Below are 15,186 nucleotides of genomic sequence, written 5' to 3' on the forward strand. Positions count from 1 at the left end.
TCGGACGGAGGCGAGTCAAAGGGCCCCGGTTCCCTCCCCGTGCTGGCAGGTGCGGCCGCGCGCAGCTTTCGCCGGATACGACCGCCCAGCAAATCGATGATTTGAGGCGCCGTGTGGTGGGTCGGCCGTCCGCGCGAGAGTGCTTGGCGGCGCGTCGGATGCGCGCGCGGAGGGTCACGGAGGTGTGGTGGTGGAGTCAATCTAGCGGGAGTGGTCACGCTTCGTACGCGGGCCCGGGCCAGCGCGGCGAGATGCCCGCAGCGCAGGTCGCTGCCGTGGCGGACGCGCCCTCACCGAGGCGCAGACGGGCGAGCCTGGGAGTCATCTGCGGTGCCCGGGCGGTAGCGAGGGACTCGATGATTGCCTTCACAGACGGACCAACGAGACCCTCGCTTCATGACCCCCGTGGACCAGGATCCACTCGTTTAGCCGCCCGGGGTGATGGCCTCTCCGCCCACTCCCACGTAGACGGAGTCGAAGACGGGCCGGTGCTTCTGGTCGGTCAGGCCGGTCTGACGGGTGTAGTTGTTCGGGTTGGACGGATCACGGGTGAGCAGCATTGTCGAGCCGCCCCCGTCGAGGTTGATGGCGTCCATGACCTTGAGCTGCGTGAATACGGCCGTGACCTCCGAGAGGAAAGAGCCGTCGAACGTGGCAAGGGCCCCGGCGGGGTCCTCGGGCTCGTCGCGTGTGCCGGTGATCGTCACGATGACCGTTCGCCCCTGGTCATCGATTCCCAGCGTCGTGCGCGCGTCCTTGCAGATGATGTCGTTCGCGGTGAGCTCGGCCGCCGGGTCCGCGCCCTCCTTCTTCACCACGCGGCCGCACGAGGTCAGTACCGGCTTGCCGTCTTCGACCTTCGTCGAGCCGTCCGCGTTCTTCGCGTAGATGGCGGGCGCCCCGTTCCTTCCGTCGTCCATGAGGCGCGTGCCGCCGGAGAGGATGTCCACGGACTCGTCCAGCGGGATGTCACGGTTGTCGGCGAGGTCCGTCACCTTCTGGTCGATGGTGAGCTTGGCCTTCGTGTCGAACATCCCCTGCAGCCAGGCGGTGGGCTCGGTGCCGATGGCCTGGAGGATCTGCTTGCCCTGGGGGACCAGGTGTCCGCCGCGCGTGGTCCAGTCGGCCGGGCGGGTGAGGGTGCCGTCCGCATCGACCAGGACCTCGAAGCCTGCCTGGTTGTCCGAGCCGATCTTGGGGTTCATGCCGGGGGTCGGGGTGGGCATCCCGTAGCGGTCGTTGAAGAGGACGATCTCCTGCGGGTCCTGGAAGACGGTCATCTCCTTGCCGTGGGCGTCCGTGTAGCTGATCCCGCGGTCTCCGTCCACTGCTCCGTCGGCGACACCGTCCTCGTCGTCCCGCGGGCAGGCCAGGGCGCCTCCGGGATTGCGGTTGATGTCATCGATGGTGTGCGATGCCGAGCCGCCGGACGGTACGACGCTGCTGGTAACGGAGAGCGTCGTCGACAGCCTTGTCACGTACGGAATGCCGTGCTGGAGGATGACGGAGCGCCGGGCCGTCGTGGTCGGGTCGCAGGCCGCTCCCAGCAGGACGCCGTCCCGGGCCGTGACGCCGAAGCTCTGGATGGTCTCGGGCGTGGCCGGCTGTGCGGCGTGCTCGCCCTCCCTCATGAAGTAGCTCGCGTTGATCCCGGCCAGCGGGAGCTGGGCGTACTGATTCAGTTGATCGCGGACTATCTCGCTTTCGCCCGCCTTCTTGCCGTAGGTGCTCTCGATTCTCACGGCGCTGATGGCCGGGTCGATGCGCATCACGTTCAGCTCGCGCGGCTTGCCCGCGCGCAGCGGACTGGGGGACGTCTCCTTGTAGCGGAAGAGGTCCACTCCCGGGTCAAGTTGCTGGTGCTGGGCGTCCAGCGGCGTCCAGCCCGTGACGGTGGGGACGTTCACGGCGGCCGAGACGCTGGATGCGCCCGGGGTGACGAGTAGCAGTACCGAGGTCAGGGTGGTGGCGGCGGCGAGTGCTCCGCGGCGGCGCCCGGTAGTCGTGAGGGTCACGAGCAGTCCGCCTTGTCGCGCAGCTTGTGGGAAACGAAGGTGTCGGCGTAGGCGCCGGCGACGGTGGTGGAGTCACCGGGCAGGACCCGGAACGGCTTGTCCGCCGCCGTGATCGCCGAGGACGCCTTGTCGTAGAAGCAGGCCGACTTCTCGGTGCGGTTGTAGACCGACTCGATCTTCTTGGCCCAGTAGTCCGGGTGGTAGGCGTTGTAGTCAATCGTGGTCTGGAACATCGCGCCGCGGCCGCCGGGCTGCTGGAAGAAGCAGAGGTTGCCGTCTTCGCAGCGCTCATAGCCGGTGAAGCAGTGGCCCTGGGACTTCGCGAGCTTGTGGGAGGAGAGATTGCCTCCGAGGTTGCCGGCGAGGTCGGCGAGGTTGCCCTGGGTGGGGCCCTTCGAGGTCTTGGGCGGAATCGCCTTGACCTGGCCCCCGTAGCGGGTCTCCACGTACATGCAGGCCCAGTAGGGGGAGTTGTTCGAGAACGACTCGGCCCGGTTGTTCCAAGTCTCGTACGACTCTGATTCGCTGTTCTTGGCCAGATCGAAAGCGTGCACGGAGTCGCCCTCGTCGCTGGTGCCGTTGGGCCCGCTGTAGAGACAGAGGCTGTCGGCCTGGCAGGTGTCGTAGACGGCGGCACTCGCGGGGAGCGCCATGAGCACTCCCCCGAGGAGCGCCAGGGCGCCCGTGAACAGGGCGCCTCGCAGGATGGTGATCTTCACCGTGTAAGAATCACATACACGTGTCCACGCCAAGACGGGAGCCGGGTTCTCATCCGTGAGGGCACGTCAAGCGAACGGCCCAGTCTCACACACTGTGGTGACACAGAGTGGCGTAGGCCGTTGATATCGGCGCCGAGAATCGCAGCGAGCAGGCGTCGACAGTGAGCCTTTTCCAACCTCATGTTGCGGCGTGGTGGAGGACGAGGACTGCCTTCACGATGTCGGCAACCCGGTTCGTGCTGCAGCGGAGGTTCCGCAGGAGGCGCCAGCCCTTCAGCACGGCCATGGCCCGCTCGCCAACGCACCGGATCTTGGCGTGACTGCTGTTGTGCCGTAGCTTCCACCGCTTGAGCCGGCGGCCCCGGAAGGGGACTCGGATGTGTCGACCGGCGCCTTGGTGGGCCTTGTCTGCCCAGCATTTGAGTCCCGCGGCGGCAGCGCGTCGACGATGCCGTGGCTTCGGGCCGTGGTCAGGTCGTGAGCCGCTCCGGGTAGGGCTGGTGTTGCCCAGAGCAGTCGGCCGAACGGATCGGTGAGGGCCTGCACACTCATGCCGTGACGCTTATGTTTTCGCGAGTAGTAGGGGGCGTCGGCGGCGATCCGGTCGATCGGCAAGAGCGTGCCTTCCAGGATCACGAACGCCTTCGTCTGTGGCGTCTCCATCGCCTTGGCCAGGTCGGTGCGAGAGCGGCCAGGACTTCTATGGCCTCGCGTATGTACCGGTAGACGGTCGCGATGCCGATTCCGAACCCGGCGGCGAGCTGAGCGTAGGTGTCGCCGCACCGCAGGTGGGCCAGGGCGAGTAGGGCCTGACGGTCGGCGGGCCGTCGTCTCCACCGCGTACCTAGAAGGCCGTCATCGTGCGTGGCGATGTCGTGCCGCGTGCAGTCCGGGGTGAGGGCGAAATACGCGAAACCCGTCCGGCCGCCGGGTGGGCAGTACATGGGCTGGCAGGGGAGGTGCCGGAGGCGGCCAGGGTTCCATTACACACAATCTGCTATTGGCCGTGACAGACGGTGTATCTCACAGCCCCTCGGCCCCAAGTGCGCTGGTGGACCCGGGTAGCGGGCTGCATCATGGTCGTGTAGGCGGTTTGGGCTGTTCTCACCTGTCGGCCGCGGCTCTGCCGCTCAGCTGCCCGTGGTCATCCGCGGCGAAAGGGGCAGCGATGGCCACTGACCTCGAATTGGAAGTCTCCAGGACACACCCTGACGAGTACGAGGTGCGGGTGGTGCACTCAGCGGCCGGCGGGGAGCCCAGCGCCGCGCTGCAGCTCGACGTCGACGGGCTACTCAACCGGCGCGCGGCGCTGGAGGCAACGGTGTTGGCCTCCTCGGTGCAAGCGCGGCGGGCGGTGTCGGCCACAGAGGAGCCGGTGCGGCAAGTCGGGCAGCAGCTATTCGAAGCGCTCTTCACCGGCCCGATCTACGGGACCTACCGGGCGAGCAGCGGGGTGGCGCAAGAGAGGCAGGAGCGGCTGCGGATCGTACTGCGGCTGAAGACGCCAGAGCTCGCGCTGCTGCCATGGGAGACGCTGTTCGACCCAGATGCCGAGGTATACCTGTGCCGGCAAGAGCCGCTCGTCCGGCACGTCCCCGCCCGCTACACGCCCGAGCCGCTGCAGGTGAAGCCACCCCTGCGCATTCTGGCGGTGATCGCGTCACCGCGCGGGCTGCCCCTGCTGGACACCGACGCCGAACGCGGCCGGCTCGAGGAGGCGTTGGCCGATCAGATCGATGCGGGGCGGGTCGAGCTGACCTGGGTGCCGCAGGCCAGCTGGGACCGTGTGCACGGGCGCCTGCTGGAGGGTGAGTGGCACGTGCTGCACTTCATCGGACACGGCGACTACGACGAAAGTGCCGATGAGGGCCTGATCGGGCTGGTCGACAGCGGCGGCGGCCCCGATCTGGTGGAGGCGTCCCGGCTGGCGGACCTGCTCGGTGAGGCCCGGCCCACCCCGCGGCTTGTCGTGCTCAATTCCTGCGCCTCGGCGCAGGGCGGGACGCGGGACGTCTTCTCCAGCACCGGCGCGACGCTGGTCCGCAGCGGCATCAGCGCGGCCGCCGCGATGCAGTTCACGGTCAGCGACCGGGCCGCCATCCGTTTTGCCCATGGCTTCTACACCGCACTCGCCCACGGCCGCCGGATCGACGAGGCAGCACAAAGTGGGCGGATCGCGATCCTTGGTACCAGCCGCCGCACCCTGGAATGGATCACTCCCGTGCTGTACGTGCGCGGCGACATCACCCGGTTGTTCACGTTCGCCACAGAATCGCCCCCGCTCTGGGTACCGCAGACGCCGCCGACCGGCGGTCGGCGCGACGCGCCGTTGCGCGCCCTGTACGTGAGGGCCGCCGCGGAGCTGCGCGTGGGCCGCCACAGCCGTGCCATCGAGCTGCTCGACGACCTGCTCACGCTCGACCCGGATAACCCGGACGCGGTGGCACTGCGCGACACCGCTGTCCAGCAGCGCCGACTCGCCGAAGCTCACGAGCAGGCGACGGACGCCGAGGCCGCCGGTGACTGGGCCGCCGCGATCGACGCCTACACGGAGATCCTCCGGACCGACCAGGGCTACCTGGACGCCGTCGCACGACGCGAATCGTGCCGGGCTCGGCAGCGCATCGCAGATCTGGAGGCCGAACTGCGCTACCACGCGGATGACGGCCGGTGGCAGGCCGTCATCGAGGTCAGCGAGGACCTCCGTGGGCTCGACCCGGCCGCCGCCGACCCCGACGGCCTGGCCACCCGCGCCCGCCGGGCCCTGCAGGAGGCGGAACACGAGCGACTCTATGCCGAGGCCCTTATGGCGGAGGACGCCGGGGACTGGGCTGAGGCCTCCGCCCGCTACGGCGAACTCGCGGCCGACGGCGGTTATCGCGACGCTGCTCAGCGACGCGCCGTCTGTCAAAAGATCGTCGGGCTGCACACCACGTTGCACGAGCAGGTAGTCGCACAAGACCGGGTGAAGGTACTGGACACGATAACCGAGTTGACAGCCCTGCGAGCGGATGCGGCGGACGAAGACGCCGCACTGGCCGATCTCGCTCGGCGCGAAATTGCTTTAAAACCGCCCGAGCTGGCCAGCATCGACTTCGAAGACGAGGTCCTTTCCCTGTCGTGGAACCCGAGCGGCCGGAGCATCGCCGTCGCAGGCAACTCCCGGTGGGCCCGCGTCTACGACACCGCCGGTGGGGAGCGATTGAAGGTCAGGGGAGGAGGCGTGCGGTCCGACGTGTCCGCGGTGGCGTTCAGCGCGGACGGCCGCCGGATCGCCACGGGCAACGCAGGCCGCGCTGCGCGGGTGTGGGACGCCGCCACCGGCCGCCTGCTGCTCGAAGTACGCCACGCCGCCTGCGTCAACGCGGTGACGTTCGCCCCGGACGGGACCCGGATCGCCACTGGCAGTTCGGATGCCACTGCCCGGGTGTGGGACGCCACGGGCCGCCGCGAGGAGTTGCTCAACGTACGCCATGGAGGCAACGGGTGGACCTTCGTGGACGCAGTGGCGTTCAGCCCGGACGGCGCCCGGATCGCCACTGGCAGTTCGGATGCCACTGCCCGGGTGTGGGATATCCCTGCCGGTCGGCGGTTGCTCGAGCTGCGTCACGGTGCCGGCGTGAACGCGGTGGCGTTCAGCCCGGATGGCACCCGGATCGCCACCGGCAGTTCCGACCACACTGCCCGGGTGTGGGATATCCCTGCCGGTCGGCGGTTGCTCGAAGTGCGTCACGGTGCCGGCGTGAACGCGGTGGCGTTCAGCCCGGATGGCACCCGGATCGCCACCGGCAGTTCCGACCACACTGCCCGGGTGTGGGACGCCACTACCGGTCGGCGGTTGCTCGAGGTACGTCACCGTGCCGGCGTGAACGCGGTGGCGTTCAGCCCCGACGGCACCCGGATCGCCACTGGCAGCGACGACCACACCGCACGCCTATGGCCAGCCGGCAACCTTTAGCGAAGGAACTGCAAGGGAAGGGAACGCTGGAATGGGACGTCTGGTTGAATTTCCCACGGCGGATGGCGCCACCGTACTGATCGAGGTCAGGGAGCCGACAGCCGGGATGGTGACCCGCGGACTCCGCGACACCGCGGTAACCGAACGGGCGCAAAAGACCTTCGAGGAAGCCGTACGCTGTGCGCGGCCCGCAGTACAAGGCGTGGTCGCCCAACTCCGTGCCATCGCCGAGTCACCTGACGAGATCCACGTCGAGTTCGGCCTCGACCTGCACGCCGAGGCCGGTGCCTTCATCGCCGCTGCCAGCACCACCGCCAATTTCACCGTGGCCGTCACCTGGCACCGGAACAAACCTCATCCGACGACCGGATAACCCCTCTATGAGTAGCCGTTGTCATCCCGAGAGGTTCGCTGGCGGTCGAACGAGGGTTCCCGGTCGGGTGGTCTTCCGGTGGCACGGGCATGAAGGCAGGGCCTCCTGCGCAGCTCGAGGGTGTCGAATCCATCCGAGCAACAGGAGGCCCTGTTGTCGCAGTCTTCCGTGCCGACACCCGCGGAGTCCAACTCGGTTGCCTGACCGTGTGATTGCCTCGCGCATCAGTACGGGAACGGGGGCGACCGTGCCGAGCGTGCGCCCGCCTATCCCTCTGATATGACGGATGGGGAGTGGGCGGCGGTGTGCGATCAGCTGCCCGCGCCCGCGTGGATGAACGGGAAGGGCGGAAAGCCGGAGGGCTACTGCCACCGGCAGGTGATCGACGCGATCCGCTACCTGGTCGACAACGGCATCAAGTGGAGGGTGATGCCGGCCGATTTCCCCGTCTGGGACCGGGTCTACGCCTTCTGGCGGCGCTGGCGCGAGACGGGGCTGATCGCCGAGTTCCACGACCGGCTGCGCGGGAAGGTCCGCGAGAGCGAGGGCCGGGATGTCGAGCCGACCGCCGCGATCATCGACTCGCAATCGGTGAGAGCAGCCGCGTCGGTGCCGGCCGCCTCACGCGGCCTCGACGGCGGTAAGAAGATCAACGGGCGCAAGCGGCACATCATCGTGGACTGCCTCGGCCTGCTGCTGATGGTGCTGGTCACGGCGGCCGACGTGACCGACCGCGATGCCGCCTGCGGCATGCTGGAACGGCTCCGCGTCCGTTACCGGAGGATCCGCCTGGTGTGGGTCGACGGCGGCTGCACCGGGCGCCTGGTCGACTGGGCGAAGGAGACACTCCGGCTCACCCTGGAGATCGTCAAGCGCAGCGACGACACGGCGGGGTTCGTGGTGCTTCCGCGCAGGTGGGTGGTGGAACGCACGCTGAGCTGGCTGATGCGCTCCCGGCGCCTGGCCCGGGACTACGAGACCCGGCCCCAATACAGAGAAGCCGCCGTGCTGTGGTCGATGACCATGTTCATGGGACATCGCCTCGCCCGCCACCGGACCCGAAACGTCCCCGGCCACCCGCCGCGGCGTGAACACCCCGGGATGCGCCTCGGCCGGCCGGCCCCGCTCTACCAGTCACTTCACCTTCGACCGCACCCCCTCGACCTTCGCCGGAACCACCTCCAGACCCAGCCGCCCGGTCAACTCCCGCGCCCGCAGCCCGGTCCCGCCCGCCTCCGCCTCCGCATAGTGCCCAACTAGTGCATACGGACGCGCTCAGACAGGCGAGGCAGGGCTGGACCCACGTCGGGAGAGGTGAGGTTGAGGCCCACCGACGAGAATCACATCCTGCGCTCCCGATCGGGGATCATGGGCAGCATGGAACACTTTGCGCCGGTGAGCGTCCTTGCTCTCCATCCTGTCCTTCCGCATCCGCAGGCGATCATGAAGGGGGCGGGCATACGTCCTTTGATCGACGGCCGGGACGTGCTGGAGGAGGTACATCCGGACGGCGATTCAAGCTGCTGCCAGCAGAAGTGGCTCGGTTCATCGGAGACGTGGCCGCTGTGGGCCGCTCGCGAACCTCGCCGTGTCGAACTGTCGAACAACGACTGCGACACCGGTTGCTGTGGAGGAGTGTTCGTCACCATCCAGCGTTGTGGCGATCACGTCGAGTGGGTGAGCTGGGAGAACACCAACGACATCCGAATCCCTGTCCCTCCCGAGGTCCACTTCGACGCCGCACAGTACGACGCGGAACTGGCTCGGGTCGTAGCTGACCACAGCTGGGAGGAGCCCGTGGACACGGCGGCCCGTCTACTGACCCACCGGATCGCCGCAACCGACTGGTACAAGCGGTGGGACTGCCAGCCGTTCGTGCACGGCATCCGTGTTCAAGAGCGGGGGAGGTCTGCTGAAGTAGTTATGCCCTTCGTCACTGGCCAGTTCGACGAAGGCGGTACGTACCGCTGGCACGTCATGTCCGTGTCCGCGCAGGAGCCCGTCGAGGAACAGGTACGGCGCTTCGTTGAGCAGATCACAGCCACCGACCCCCGCGAGACTGCAAAGGGTCCCTGAGAGGGCGGTTCGTGAGTTGATGTCCATTTCCGGGCGAGGCTGGGGCATCGCTGCTGGTCACGGTGTTCAGCGGCTACTGCTTCCTGGTGAAACCGCTGGCGTCGATCTCCGTGAGGACATCGAGCTTGACCAGGCGTTTCAGCTTGGCCCGGGTGCCCTCGATGTTCTTGGGCAGCACTTCGTGGTCGAGAGCTTCGCAGACATCGCGGGCCCGGAGGGGGCCGATTCCCTCGTTGAAGACGGCGAGAATGCGGGGGTGGTCCGGGTGCTCAGGCAGGCCGGGCGAGACCGGGTGGGTAGGGAGCCGTTCGCCCAGCGCGGTGACGGTCTTCCGGGTGATCGCCAGGTGTTCGAGGTGGGTTTCGGCCTCCCGCAGTCGGCCCTGGGGTTCGGCGATCTGGGTGCGGAGGCCGTCGGTAAGGGCCCGGGCGGCGTCCTCCTGGATGCCGAGCGCGTCGAGCAGTGGCTCGATGTTCACACGGTCACCACCTGTGGGTCGCGCCAGGTGGGAGTGTTCACGCCGGTGAGCCGGCGGGCCATGACCTGGGTCATGGCCCGGTAGACGCGGGAGGCGGAGGAGGCCGGGTGGTGCTCGTAATCGCGGACCAGTCGCCGGTGCAGTATCAGGATCCCGAAGGTCTGCTCGACCGGTTCTCGGCGACCTGGTCGAGCAGGGCGATGCCCGCGGCGTTGTCGTGGGTGCTGGCGGCGAGGACGGTGACGGCGATGACCAGGCCCGGCACGTCCACGGCCAGTCTCCGCTTGCGGCCCGGCACCCGTTTCGCCGCGTCCCGGCCGGTTGTGGAGGCAGGGACCCCGGCGGCCGCGTGGACATCTGCGTGTCCAGCACCACCACGGCCGGGTCCTCTAATCGGCGGGCCTTCTCACGGACCTGGCAGCGCGCGAGTTCATGAATGACCTGGTCGGTACCGTCGTCGCGCCAGGCGGCGAAGTAGTAGTACGTCGCGCTCTTCGGCGGCAGGTCGTTCGGGAGGTAGGCCCACTGGCAGCCGGTTCGGCCCTGGTAGGGATCGCGTTCACGATCTCCCGCATCGCATAGGCGTCCTGGTGGCCGCTGACCGGGCGGTGCCGGTCCTTCCAGGCTGTGATCACCGGCTCGATCAACGACCACTGCCATCCGATAAGTCGCTTGGGTACGGCTTGCGTTCACTCACCCCGCCACCCCAACAGACCACCGGCTGCGGACCAGTGGATTGCGCCCACACCCACACCATCAGGCGACGACAGGAAAACCCAAAGACTCACGAACCGCCCTCTTGTGCTCGGTGGTAGTGGACGTCCCTCGCGTCGAGGTGGGTGCCGCAGTCCGAGCAGCGCAGGATCTGTTCGATCGCGCCGCCGTCGGGGCGATGCGTCAGGGTCAGGGGTGGCTCACCCGATAGCCACCGGTCTCCCCAGCTCATCAGGGCAACGGTGACTCCGTACAGATCACGTCCCTTGTCGGTCAGCAGGTATTCCTCGCGTGGCGGGCGCTCGCTGTACGGGCGGCGGTTCAGAATGCCGTGTCCGACGAGCTTGTCCAGGCGGTACGAACAGCTTGTCTTTGAGGAGGCCGGTGCGGTCGCACGGATCACCCTCAATCGGCCGCTGGCGCACAACGCCCTGTCGATCGCACTCTCCGATGAACTGATTCACGCGCTGGAGGTGGTCCGGGACAGCCGGACCATCAAAGTCCTGGTGATCCAGGGCGCCGGCGGCACGTTCTGCGCCGGTGACGACATCACGGAGATGCACCGATGGGGCGACGCCAACGACGTCATGCGCCGCGTCACCGGCTACCAGCACATGGCCGACACCCTGGAGGAGCTCGACAAGGTCACCATCGCCAAGGTGAACGGGTTCGCGGTCGGCGGCGGGCTGGAGATCACCATGGCCTGCGACTTCGTGGTCGCCGCCTACAGCGCTAAGTGGGGCATGCCCGAAGTCGACGTCGGCATCACCCCGGGGTGGGGCGGTACCACCCGGATGGCGCGGCTCATCGGACGGCGATTGACCAAGGAGATCAACCTCCTCGGTGCCCTCCACCCCGCCTCCCGGGCGGCGGAGCTGACCTTGTGGAACCGGGTTGTGCCCGACGGCCACCTCGACACCGCAGTGGACGAACTGGTCGAATTATTGCTGAACAAGAATCAGCAGGCAGTGCGGCAATTGAAGTTCATCATCAACAGCGGCGTCGAAGCCGACCTGAAAACCGCTCAGGCCTTCGAGAAACTCAGCGCAGGACTGACCGGAGCCGTCAACGGCGGTTGGCAGGTCAACGACGCCGACCAGGCGGCCGGAATACTCGCCTTCCGCGACAAGGACACGATCTGGCAGGAACGGCGCGCACTGGCCAGGAACTTCTGGACCGACGGCCCCGTCACCGCCTGCGAGCTGGCAACACGATCACGAGCGGTTCTTCCTGAGGCGTCGGTAGCAGATGAGGCTGCAGGCGAGAAGATGAAGGCGTCGTGGAGTTCGGTCCGGCGTTCGCGGCGGACGGCGAGGTGTTTGAGGTGGTGGTGGGGTAGGGCGAAGGTCTGCCCCACCACGTAACGGAGCTTGCCCAGGTCCTTCATGTTCGGGGACCCTTGCGGGGGATGACGGGCAGGATGCGCCGATGGCGCAGTGCGTCACGGAGGTGGGGTGTGCCGCCCGTCTTCGCCGGCGCTCCCCACCCCAGCAGAGCGACGCCCGCGGCGGCGTTGTCGTGGATGCTCGCGGTCGGGACGGTGACGGCGATGACCTGGCCCAGCACGTCCACGGCCACGCGCCTCTTGTCGCCCGGCGTCCCGGCCGGTCGGACGTCACCCCCAGGCGGCGGGCTGCCATGTCCGGACCGGCGACTGTTGACTCATCCGGCCTGTTCCTGAAGTCGGGTACAGACGTGGGGCGCCGTTCATGGCGCACCATGGCAGGGTGAGTGAGGAGCGCGCGGCGCGCCGCGGGGCGCATCGGCCGCTCTCTGCTCACTTTGCCGACCCGCTGACTACACCTCCCGGTGTAACGCGGGTCGGCCCGGCGGGTCAGCCGAACTGCTTGACCGTCTTGTAGTACGTCCAGGCAAGGCTGTTACAGGTCGCCTTCTTCGAGGTGTTGTACCCGTGTGAACCGCACACCCGCTTGAGGTCCTCGTAGAACATGCTGTCCAACCGGGGCTTGTTGGAGGTGAACTGTCCGGCGGCTTTGTAGTTGCGGTAGCCGAAGTCGTGCCGGGCGCAGGAAAGGCTGAAGGGGAAGTCCAGCGGATTGTCGGGCGACGAGGAGCAGTAGTCCGTGGACCAGTTGAAGCCGTAGGTCGACCAGGGGCCCTGGTTGTTGCGCGCCGAGATGAAGGTGTTGTAACTGGAGGCGCTGGTCTGGGTCCAGCTGGACAGAACATGCGATTTGTCGGCGGGAGCTGCCGAAGCCGGTGCTGCGGCACCTGCCCAGACGAGCAGGGTTGCGGCCGAAATGGTCAGGATTGCGGACATGCGACGTATCACGCGCTACCTCCGGGAGTTGGCGGCCCCGCGATTCGGCGGCCACGCATCGGCAGGAGTGCATCACGTGCAGCGGCGTTGGCCTATGCGCAACCAGGAAAACCTGACCGTCCGGCAATTTCCCGTTTGTGTAGAACGCTTTCTCGTTCTCTGTAGCCCTTGCTTGTCGCGACCGGTGTGATGAATGCTTGCCTCGCCTGTCAGGTGTACGGCACGTGCCGTGGTGGAAGAGGGCGTACCGCCTCCTGGTTCTTCCTCGGCAAGAGGAATGTGCACCCGGTCGCTGCGGGCGTTGGCAGGATTGACGCCTTGACTGCTCCGGCGTGATTCCGGCATGCGTAATCATGCTCCGGTCCGTCACCAGGTATCCAGTTCATTCCAAGGAAGGGCATTTCCATGTCGAAACGAGTTCGTGCGTCGCTCATCGGGTTGTCGTTGGCGGCAGTCGCGGGTGTGGCTGTGCCCCTGTTGGTGCAGGGGCCCGCCGCCGAGGCCGCGGTCCGTAAGCATGTGTCGGCGGATTACACGCTGTTGCGGCGAGCTCCGCACTCGTACGTTTTGGGCACGGCGTACCGTAATTGGACGGTCGACGTGCAGGGCGAGCAGAGCGGCGGGTACCGGTGGGGCCGGGTGTACGGGGATCTCAACGCGTGCCTGTGGACCTTCTCGGGAGCGGTCGCCGGCAGTGCGTCCGCCGCCGAGGGTTGTGGCGCTGCGGCCACGCTGCCGACTTCCGTGTTCACCAACGGCCAGATCGGGGGCTCGGCCGATGACGGAGCTACCGTGGCCACGGTCGCCCGGGCCGGGTGTAGCACCTGGGACGGATCGCACATCAGGGGTTACGGCAACGTGCAGCCCTGGAAGGTTCCTACGGTGGCCAGTTCACCGCTGAACAGTCGGGTTGCCGTCGGCCAGACCGTCCTGTGGCGCTACGTCTCGCGCGACGGCAAGTGGGTGATGATCCGCGACCCGCGGGCCGACAGCACCGATGGCGTCGGCCAGCAGGGGTGGTACTTCATTCCCCGCAACTGCCTTCCCGTCGCCCTTCCCGGATAGGCCGCCAGACGGCTAGCATCGCCGTCGAAATGAGGTGGAACCACGGTTGGTAGTACCTGCATGCCCGGGGCCTTTCGGGATCGGTGTGGACCGCCACGTCTGCGCCGAGGCCGGAAGGTCCTTGCATCTCTCCCGCCGGGTCGGTGATTTCATCCCATCGACGCCGAATTCGGCATCCATGTGCTGGAAATGATCGATCAAAAGCTCGTACCGTGCTCTCCCGGTGTGATTCGGGCGTTCCTTCGGTTGCCGATGGAGGTGTGTCACATCAATGACTCCAAGCTCGTCAGGCAGCTGAAGGCCCGACGCGACATCACTGTTTCAAAGATTCTCGACATGACGACGAGCGAAATTCCCAAAATAGCGCAGCTACATGCGAAACGCCCCAAGGAGATACCGGGTGAACTACATTTTGTGACGGTTCGTATGCTCGACATGTTCGACAACGGCCAGACCCCCTTCCTCGACTCCGATCTCGAGGTCTTCCGGAACATGGGATCGCGCCGGTGCCTGTTTGACTCGTTCTCCGCGTCCGACCTTCGAGACGGATTCGAGGTGGGGCATCTGGCCGGCCTGCGAGACATTCTTTCGGTGGCGAGCTCCGAGAACTACACAGAGTTCGCCAAGCTGATCACGTACGGGGCTCAGGAGAACGCCCGGATGATCGCGGCCGCCATGGCGGGCTACCACGACACGGCGCGCGTCGAACGGGGGGAGACCCTCCAGGCTCGCCAACAGCTGCTTGCAGAGTTGCTACGCGCGTCGACCGAGTCTGCGTCCATGGCCGCGGCCGCGGCCGCGGGCATCCTCCTCCCCGAGGGCTATCTCATCCTCGTCTGCAGGTTCTTGCAGGAGGAAGGCGCCCTCGAGCGTGCGCTGGACGAGATCGGGAGCCTGCTCCGGTCGTCGCCGGGGATTCTCTGGTCCACCCAGCCGCGGCGAGACGAAATGATGGTGCTGCTACCAGTGAACGGTGACGAGAACCTGGTGGAAACCCTGTCCGCAGAGCTAGTGGCCGCAGCATCGCGAAAGGTCCGGTCCGTACGTGCCGCCCACGCCCTGGCAGCCACTGTGGGATCGGTCCCCGACACTCTCAGAGAGCTGCAGCAGACCATTTCCGTGGTGGTGGCGATGCCCGATGCCCAGGCGCGTCCGTACAAGGCGACCGAACTAGTGATAGAACTTGCGATCTCCCGACAGCCGGCCATGCAGAACAGGCTCGTCGACCTCCTGGGACCGCTCGAACAGGGGACCGATCTGCGTCTCACCCTCGACGCACTGTTCTTCCACGAGCTCGACAGGGAAAAGGCTGCCAAAGCGCTGAACATCCACCGGCGGACACTGACTTACCGCCTTCAGCGAATTCGGGAGTTCAGCGGCCTCGATCCCAGCAGCCCGCACGGCATCCAACTCCTCCGCGCGGCGATGACGGCCGCCAACCTTTCCTCTTCCAGATGACGTCCACGACTGCATGGCGGTGGCCCGCCGCCCCCGTCATGGGGCTACG

The 15,186-nt window shown here is 67.1% G+C and carries 13 protein-coding genes and 3 pseudogenes; 7 read left to right on the forward strand and 9 right to left on the reverse strand.

Features of this window, described 5'->3' with window-relative positions:
• Positions 1 to 425: 425 nt before the first annotated feature.
• The 3 genes and pseudogenes from ACFWBY_RS27445 to ACFWBY_RS27455 form a co-directional block, all read right to left on the reverse strand.
• Entirely contained in the window at positions 426 to 2,015 is a 1,590-nt protein-coding gene (locus ACFWBY_RS27445; protein ID WP_385334525.1) for a phosphodiester glycosidase family protein, read from the reverse strand.
• Positions 2,012 to 2,734 carry a peptidase inhibitor family I36 protein gene (locus ACFWBY_RS27450; RefSeq protein WP_385334527.1) on the reverse strand — a complete coding sequence of 241 codons (723 nt, stop codon included), beginning with the start codon at positions 2,732 to 2,734 and terminating at the stop codon, positions 2,012 to 2,014. Before ACFWBY_RS27450 ends, ACFWBY_RS27445 begins: the two co-directional genes overlap by 4 nt.
• 178 nt (positions 2,735 to 2,912) lie before the next feature.
• Positions 2,913 to 3,579, reverse strand: a pseudogene (locus ACFWBY_RS27455) (transposase family protein); the annotation flags it as partial.
• Between the two features lie 323 nt (positions 3,580 to 3,902).
• Here ACFWBY_RS27455 and ACFWBY_RS27460 point away from each other — a divergent pair.
• The 4 genes from ACFWBY_RS27460 (at position 3,903) to ACFWBY_RS27475 (ending at position 9,141) form a co-directional block, all read left to right on the forward strand.
• Entirely contained in the window at positions 3,903 to 6,692 is a 2,790-nt protein-coding gene (locus tag ACFWBY_RS27460) for a CHAT domain-containing protein (protein WP_385334529.1), read from the forward strand.
• Positions 6,693 to 6,723: 31 nt separating this feature from the next.
• Entirely contained in the window at positions 6,724 to 7,065 is a 342-nt protein-coding gene (locus ACFWBY_RS27465; protein ID WP_385334531.1) for a CU044_2847 family protein, read from the forward strand.
• Positions 7,066 to 7,344: 279 nt separating this feature from the next.
• Positions 7,345 to 8,325, forward strand: coding sequence for an IS5 family transposase (locus ACFWBY_RS27470; protein ID WP_385334533.1), 981 nt, complete (start codon positions 7,345 to 7,347; stop codon positions 8,323 to 8,325).
• 117 nt (positions 8,326 to 8,442) lie between these two features.
• Positions 8,443 to 9,141, forward strand: coding sequence for a hypothetical protein (locus ACFWBY_RS27475; protein WP_385334535.1), 699 nt, complete (start codon positions 8,443 to 8,445; stop codon positions 9,139 to 9,141).
• Positions 9,142 to 9,214: 73 nt separating this feature from the next.
• Here ACFWBY_RS27475 and ACFWBY_RS27480 read toward each other — a convergent pair whose 3' ends face one another.
• The 4 genes and pseudogenes from ACFWBY_RS27480 to ACFWBY_RS27495 form a co-directional block, all read right to left on the reverse strand.
• Positions 9,215 to 9,619, reverse strand: coding sequence for a hypothetical protein (locus tag ACFWBY_RS27480; protein ID WP_385334537.1), 405 nt, complete (start codon positions 9,617 to 9,619; stop codon positions 9,215 to 9,217).
• Positions 9,616 to 10,316 (reverse strand): annotated as a pseudogene (locus ACFWBY_RS27485) (transposase). The gene ACFWBY_RS27480 and the pseudogene ACFWBY_RS27485 overlap by 4 nt, the downstream one beginning before the upstream one ends.
• Before the next feature lie 87 nt (positions 10,317 to 10,403).
• Positions 10,404 to 10,565: a hypothetical protein gene (locus ACFWBY_RS27490; RefSeq protein ID WP_385334663.1), complete on the reverse strand. Its 162-nt coding sequence runs from the start codon at positions 10,563 to 10,565 to the stop codon at positions 10,404 to 10,406.
• A 33-nt stretch (positions 10,566 to 10,598) separates the two neighbouring features.
• Positions 10,599 to 10,736 (reverse strand): annotated as a pseudogene (locus ACFWBY_RS27495) (winged helix-turn-helix transcriptional regulator); the annotation flags it as partial.
• Here ACFWBY_RS27495 and ACFWBY_RS27500 point away from each other — a divergent pair.
• Positions 10,678 to 11,697, forward strand: a complete 1,020-nt coding sequence (locus ACFWBY_RS27500) for an enoyl-CoA hydratase/isomerase family protein (protein WP_385334539.1) — start codon at positions 10,678 to 10,680, stop codon at positions 11,695 to 11,697. The pseudogene ACFWBY_RS27495 and the gene ACFWBY_RS27500 sit on opposite strands and share 59 nt — an antisense overlap.
• Positions 11,698 to 11,716: 19 nt before the next feature.
• Here the strand turns inward: ACFWBY_RS27500 and ACFWBY_RS27505 are convergent, their stop codons facing one another.
• Both ACFWBY_RS27505 and ACFWBY_RS27510 read right to left on the reverse strand, forming a co-directional pair.
• Positions 11,717 to 11,911: a hypothetical protein gene (locus tag ACFWBY_RS27505; protein WP_385334541.1), complete on the reverse strand. Its 195-nt coding sequence runs from the start codon at positions 11,909 to 11,911 to the stop codon at positions 11,717 to 11,719.
• 256 nt (positions 11,912 to 12,167) lie between these two features.
• Positions 12,168 to 12,614: a phospholipase gene (locus ACFWBY_RS27510; RefSeq protein ID WP_385334543.1), complete on the reverse strand. Its 447-nt coding sequence runs from the start codon at positions 12,612 to 12,614 to the stop codon at positions 12,168 to 12,170.
• 405 nt (positions 12,615 to 13,019) lie between these two features.
• On the opposite strand from ACFWBY_RS27510, the gene ACFWBY_RS27515 reads away from it, so the two are divergent.
• Both ACFWBY_RS27515 and ACFWBY_RS27520 read left to right on the forward strand, forming a co-directional pair.
• A complete protein-coding gene (locus ACFWBY_RS27515) occupies positions 13,020 to 13,679 on the forward strand; it encodes a hypothetical protein (protein ID WP_385334545.1) in 660 nt (219 codons plus the stop codon).
• A gap of 189 nt (positions 13,680 to 13,868) precedes the next feature.
• On the forward strand, positions 13,869 to 15,137 hold the full coding sequence (locus tag ACFWBY_RS27520) for a PucR family transcriptional regulator (protein ID WP_385334657.1): 1,269 nt from the start codon (positions 13,869 to 13,871) through the stop codon (positions 15,135 to 15,137).
• The last annotated feature ends 49 nt before the right edge of the window (positions 15,138 to 15,186 follow it).

The organism is Streptomyces sp. NPDC060049 (assembly GCF_042736715.1).
GTDB lineage: Bacteria > Actinomycetota > Actinomycetes > Streptomycetales > Streptomycetaceae > Streptomyces.

Coding starts and splice junctions, on each gene's coding strand:
- ACFWBY_RS27460 (WP_385334529.1), top strand. CDS start 3,903: ATGGCCACTGACCTCGAATTGGAAGTCTCCAGGACACACCCTGACGAG.
- ACFWBY_RS27465 (WP_385334531.1), top strand. CDS start 6,724: ATGGGACGTCTGGTTGAATTTCCCACGGCGGATGGCGCCACCGTACTG.
- ACFWBY_RS27470 (WP_385334533.1), top strand. CDS start 7,345: ATGACGGATGGGGAGTGGGCGGCGGTGTGCGATCAGCTGCCCGCGCCC.
- ACFWBY_RS27475 (WP_385334535.1), top strand. CDS start 8,443: ATGGAACACTTTGCGCCGGTGAGCGTCCTTGCTCTCCATCCTGTCCTT.
- ACFWBY_RS27490 (WP_385334663.1), bottom strand. CDS start 10,565: ATGAGCTGGGGAGACCGGTGGCTATCGGGTGAGCCACCCCTGACCCTG.
- ACFWBY_RS27510 (WP_385334543.1), bottom strand. CDS start 12,614: ATGTCCGCAATCCTGACCATTTCGGCCGCAACCCTGCTCGTCTGGGCA.
- ACFWBY_RS27515 (WP_385334545.1), top strand. CDS start 13,020: ATGTCGAAACGAGTTCGTGCGTCGCTCATCGGGTTGTCGTTGGCGGCA.
- ACFWBY_RS27520 (WP_385334657.1), top strand. CDS start 13,869: ATGATCGATCAAAAGCTCGTACCGTGCTCTCCCGGTGTGATTCGGGCG.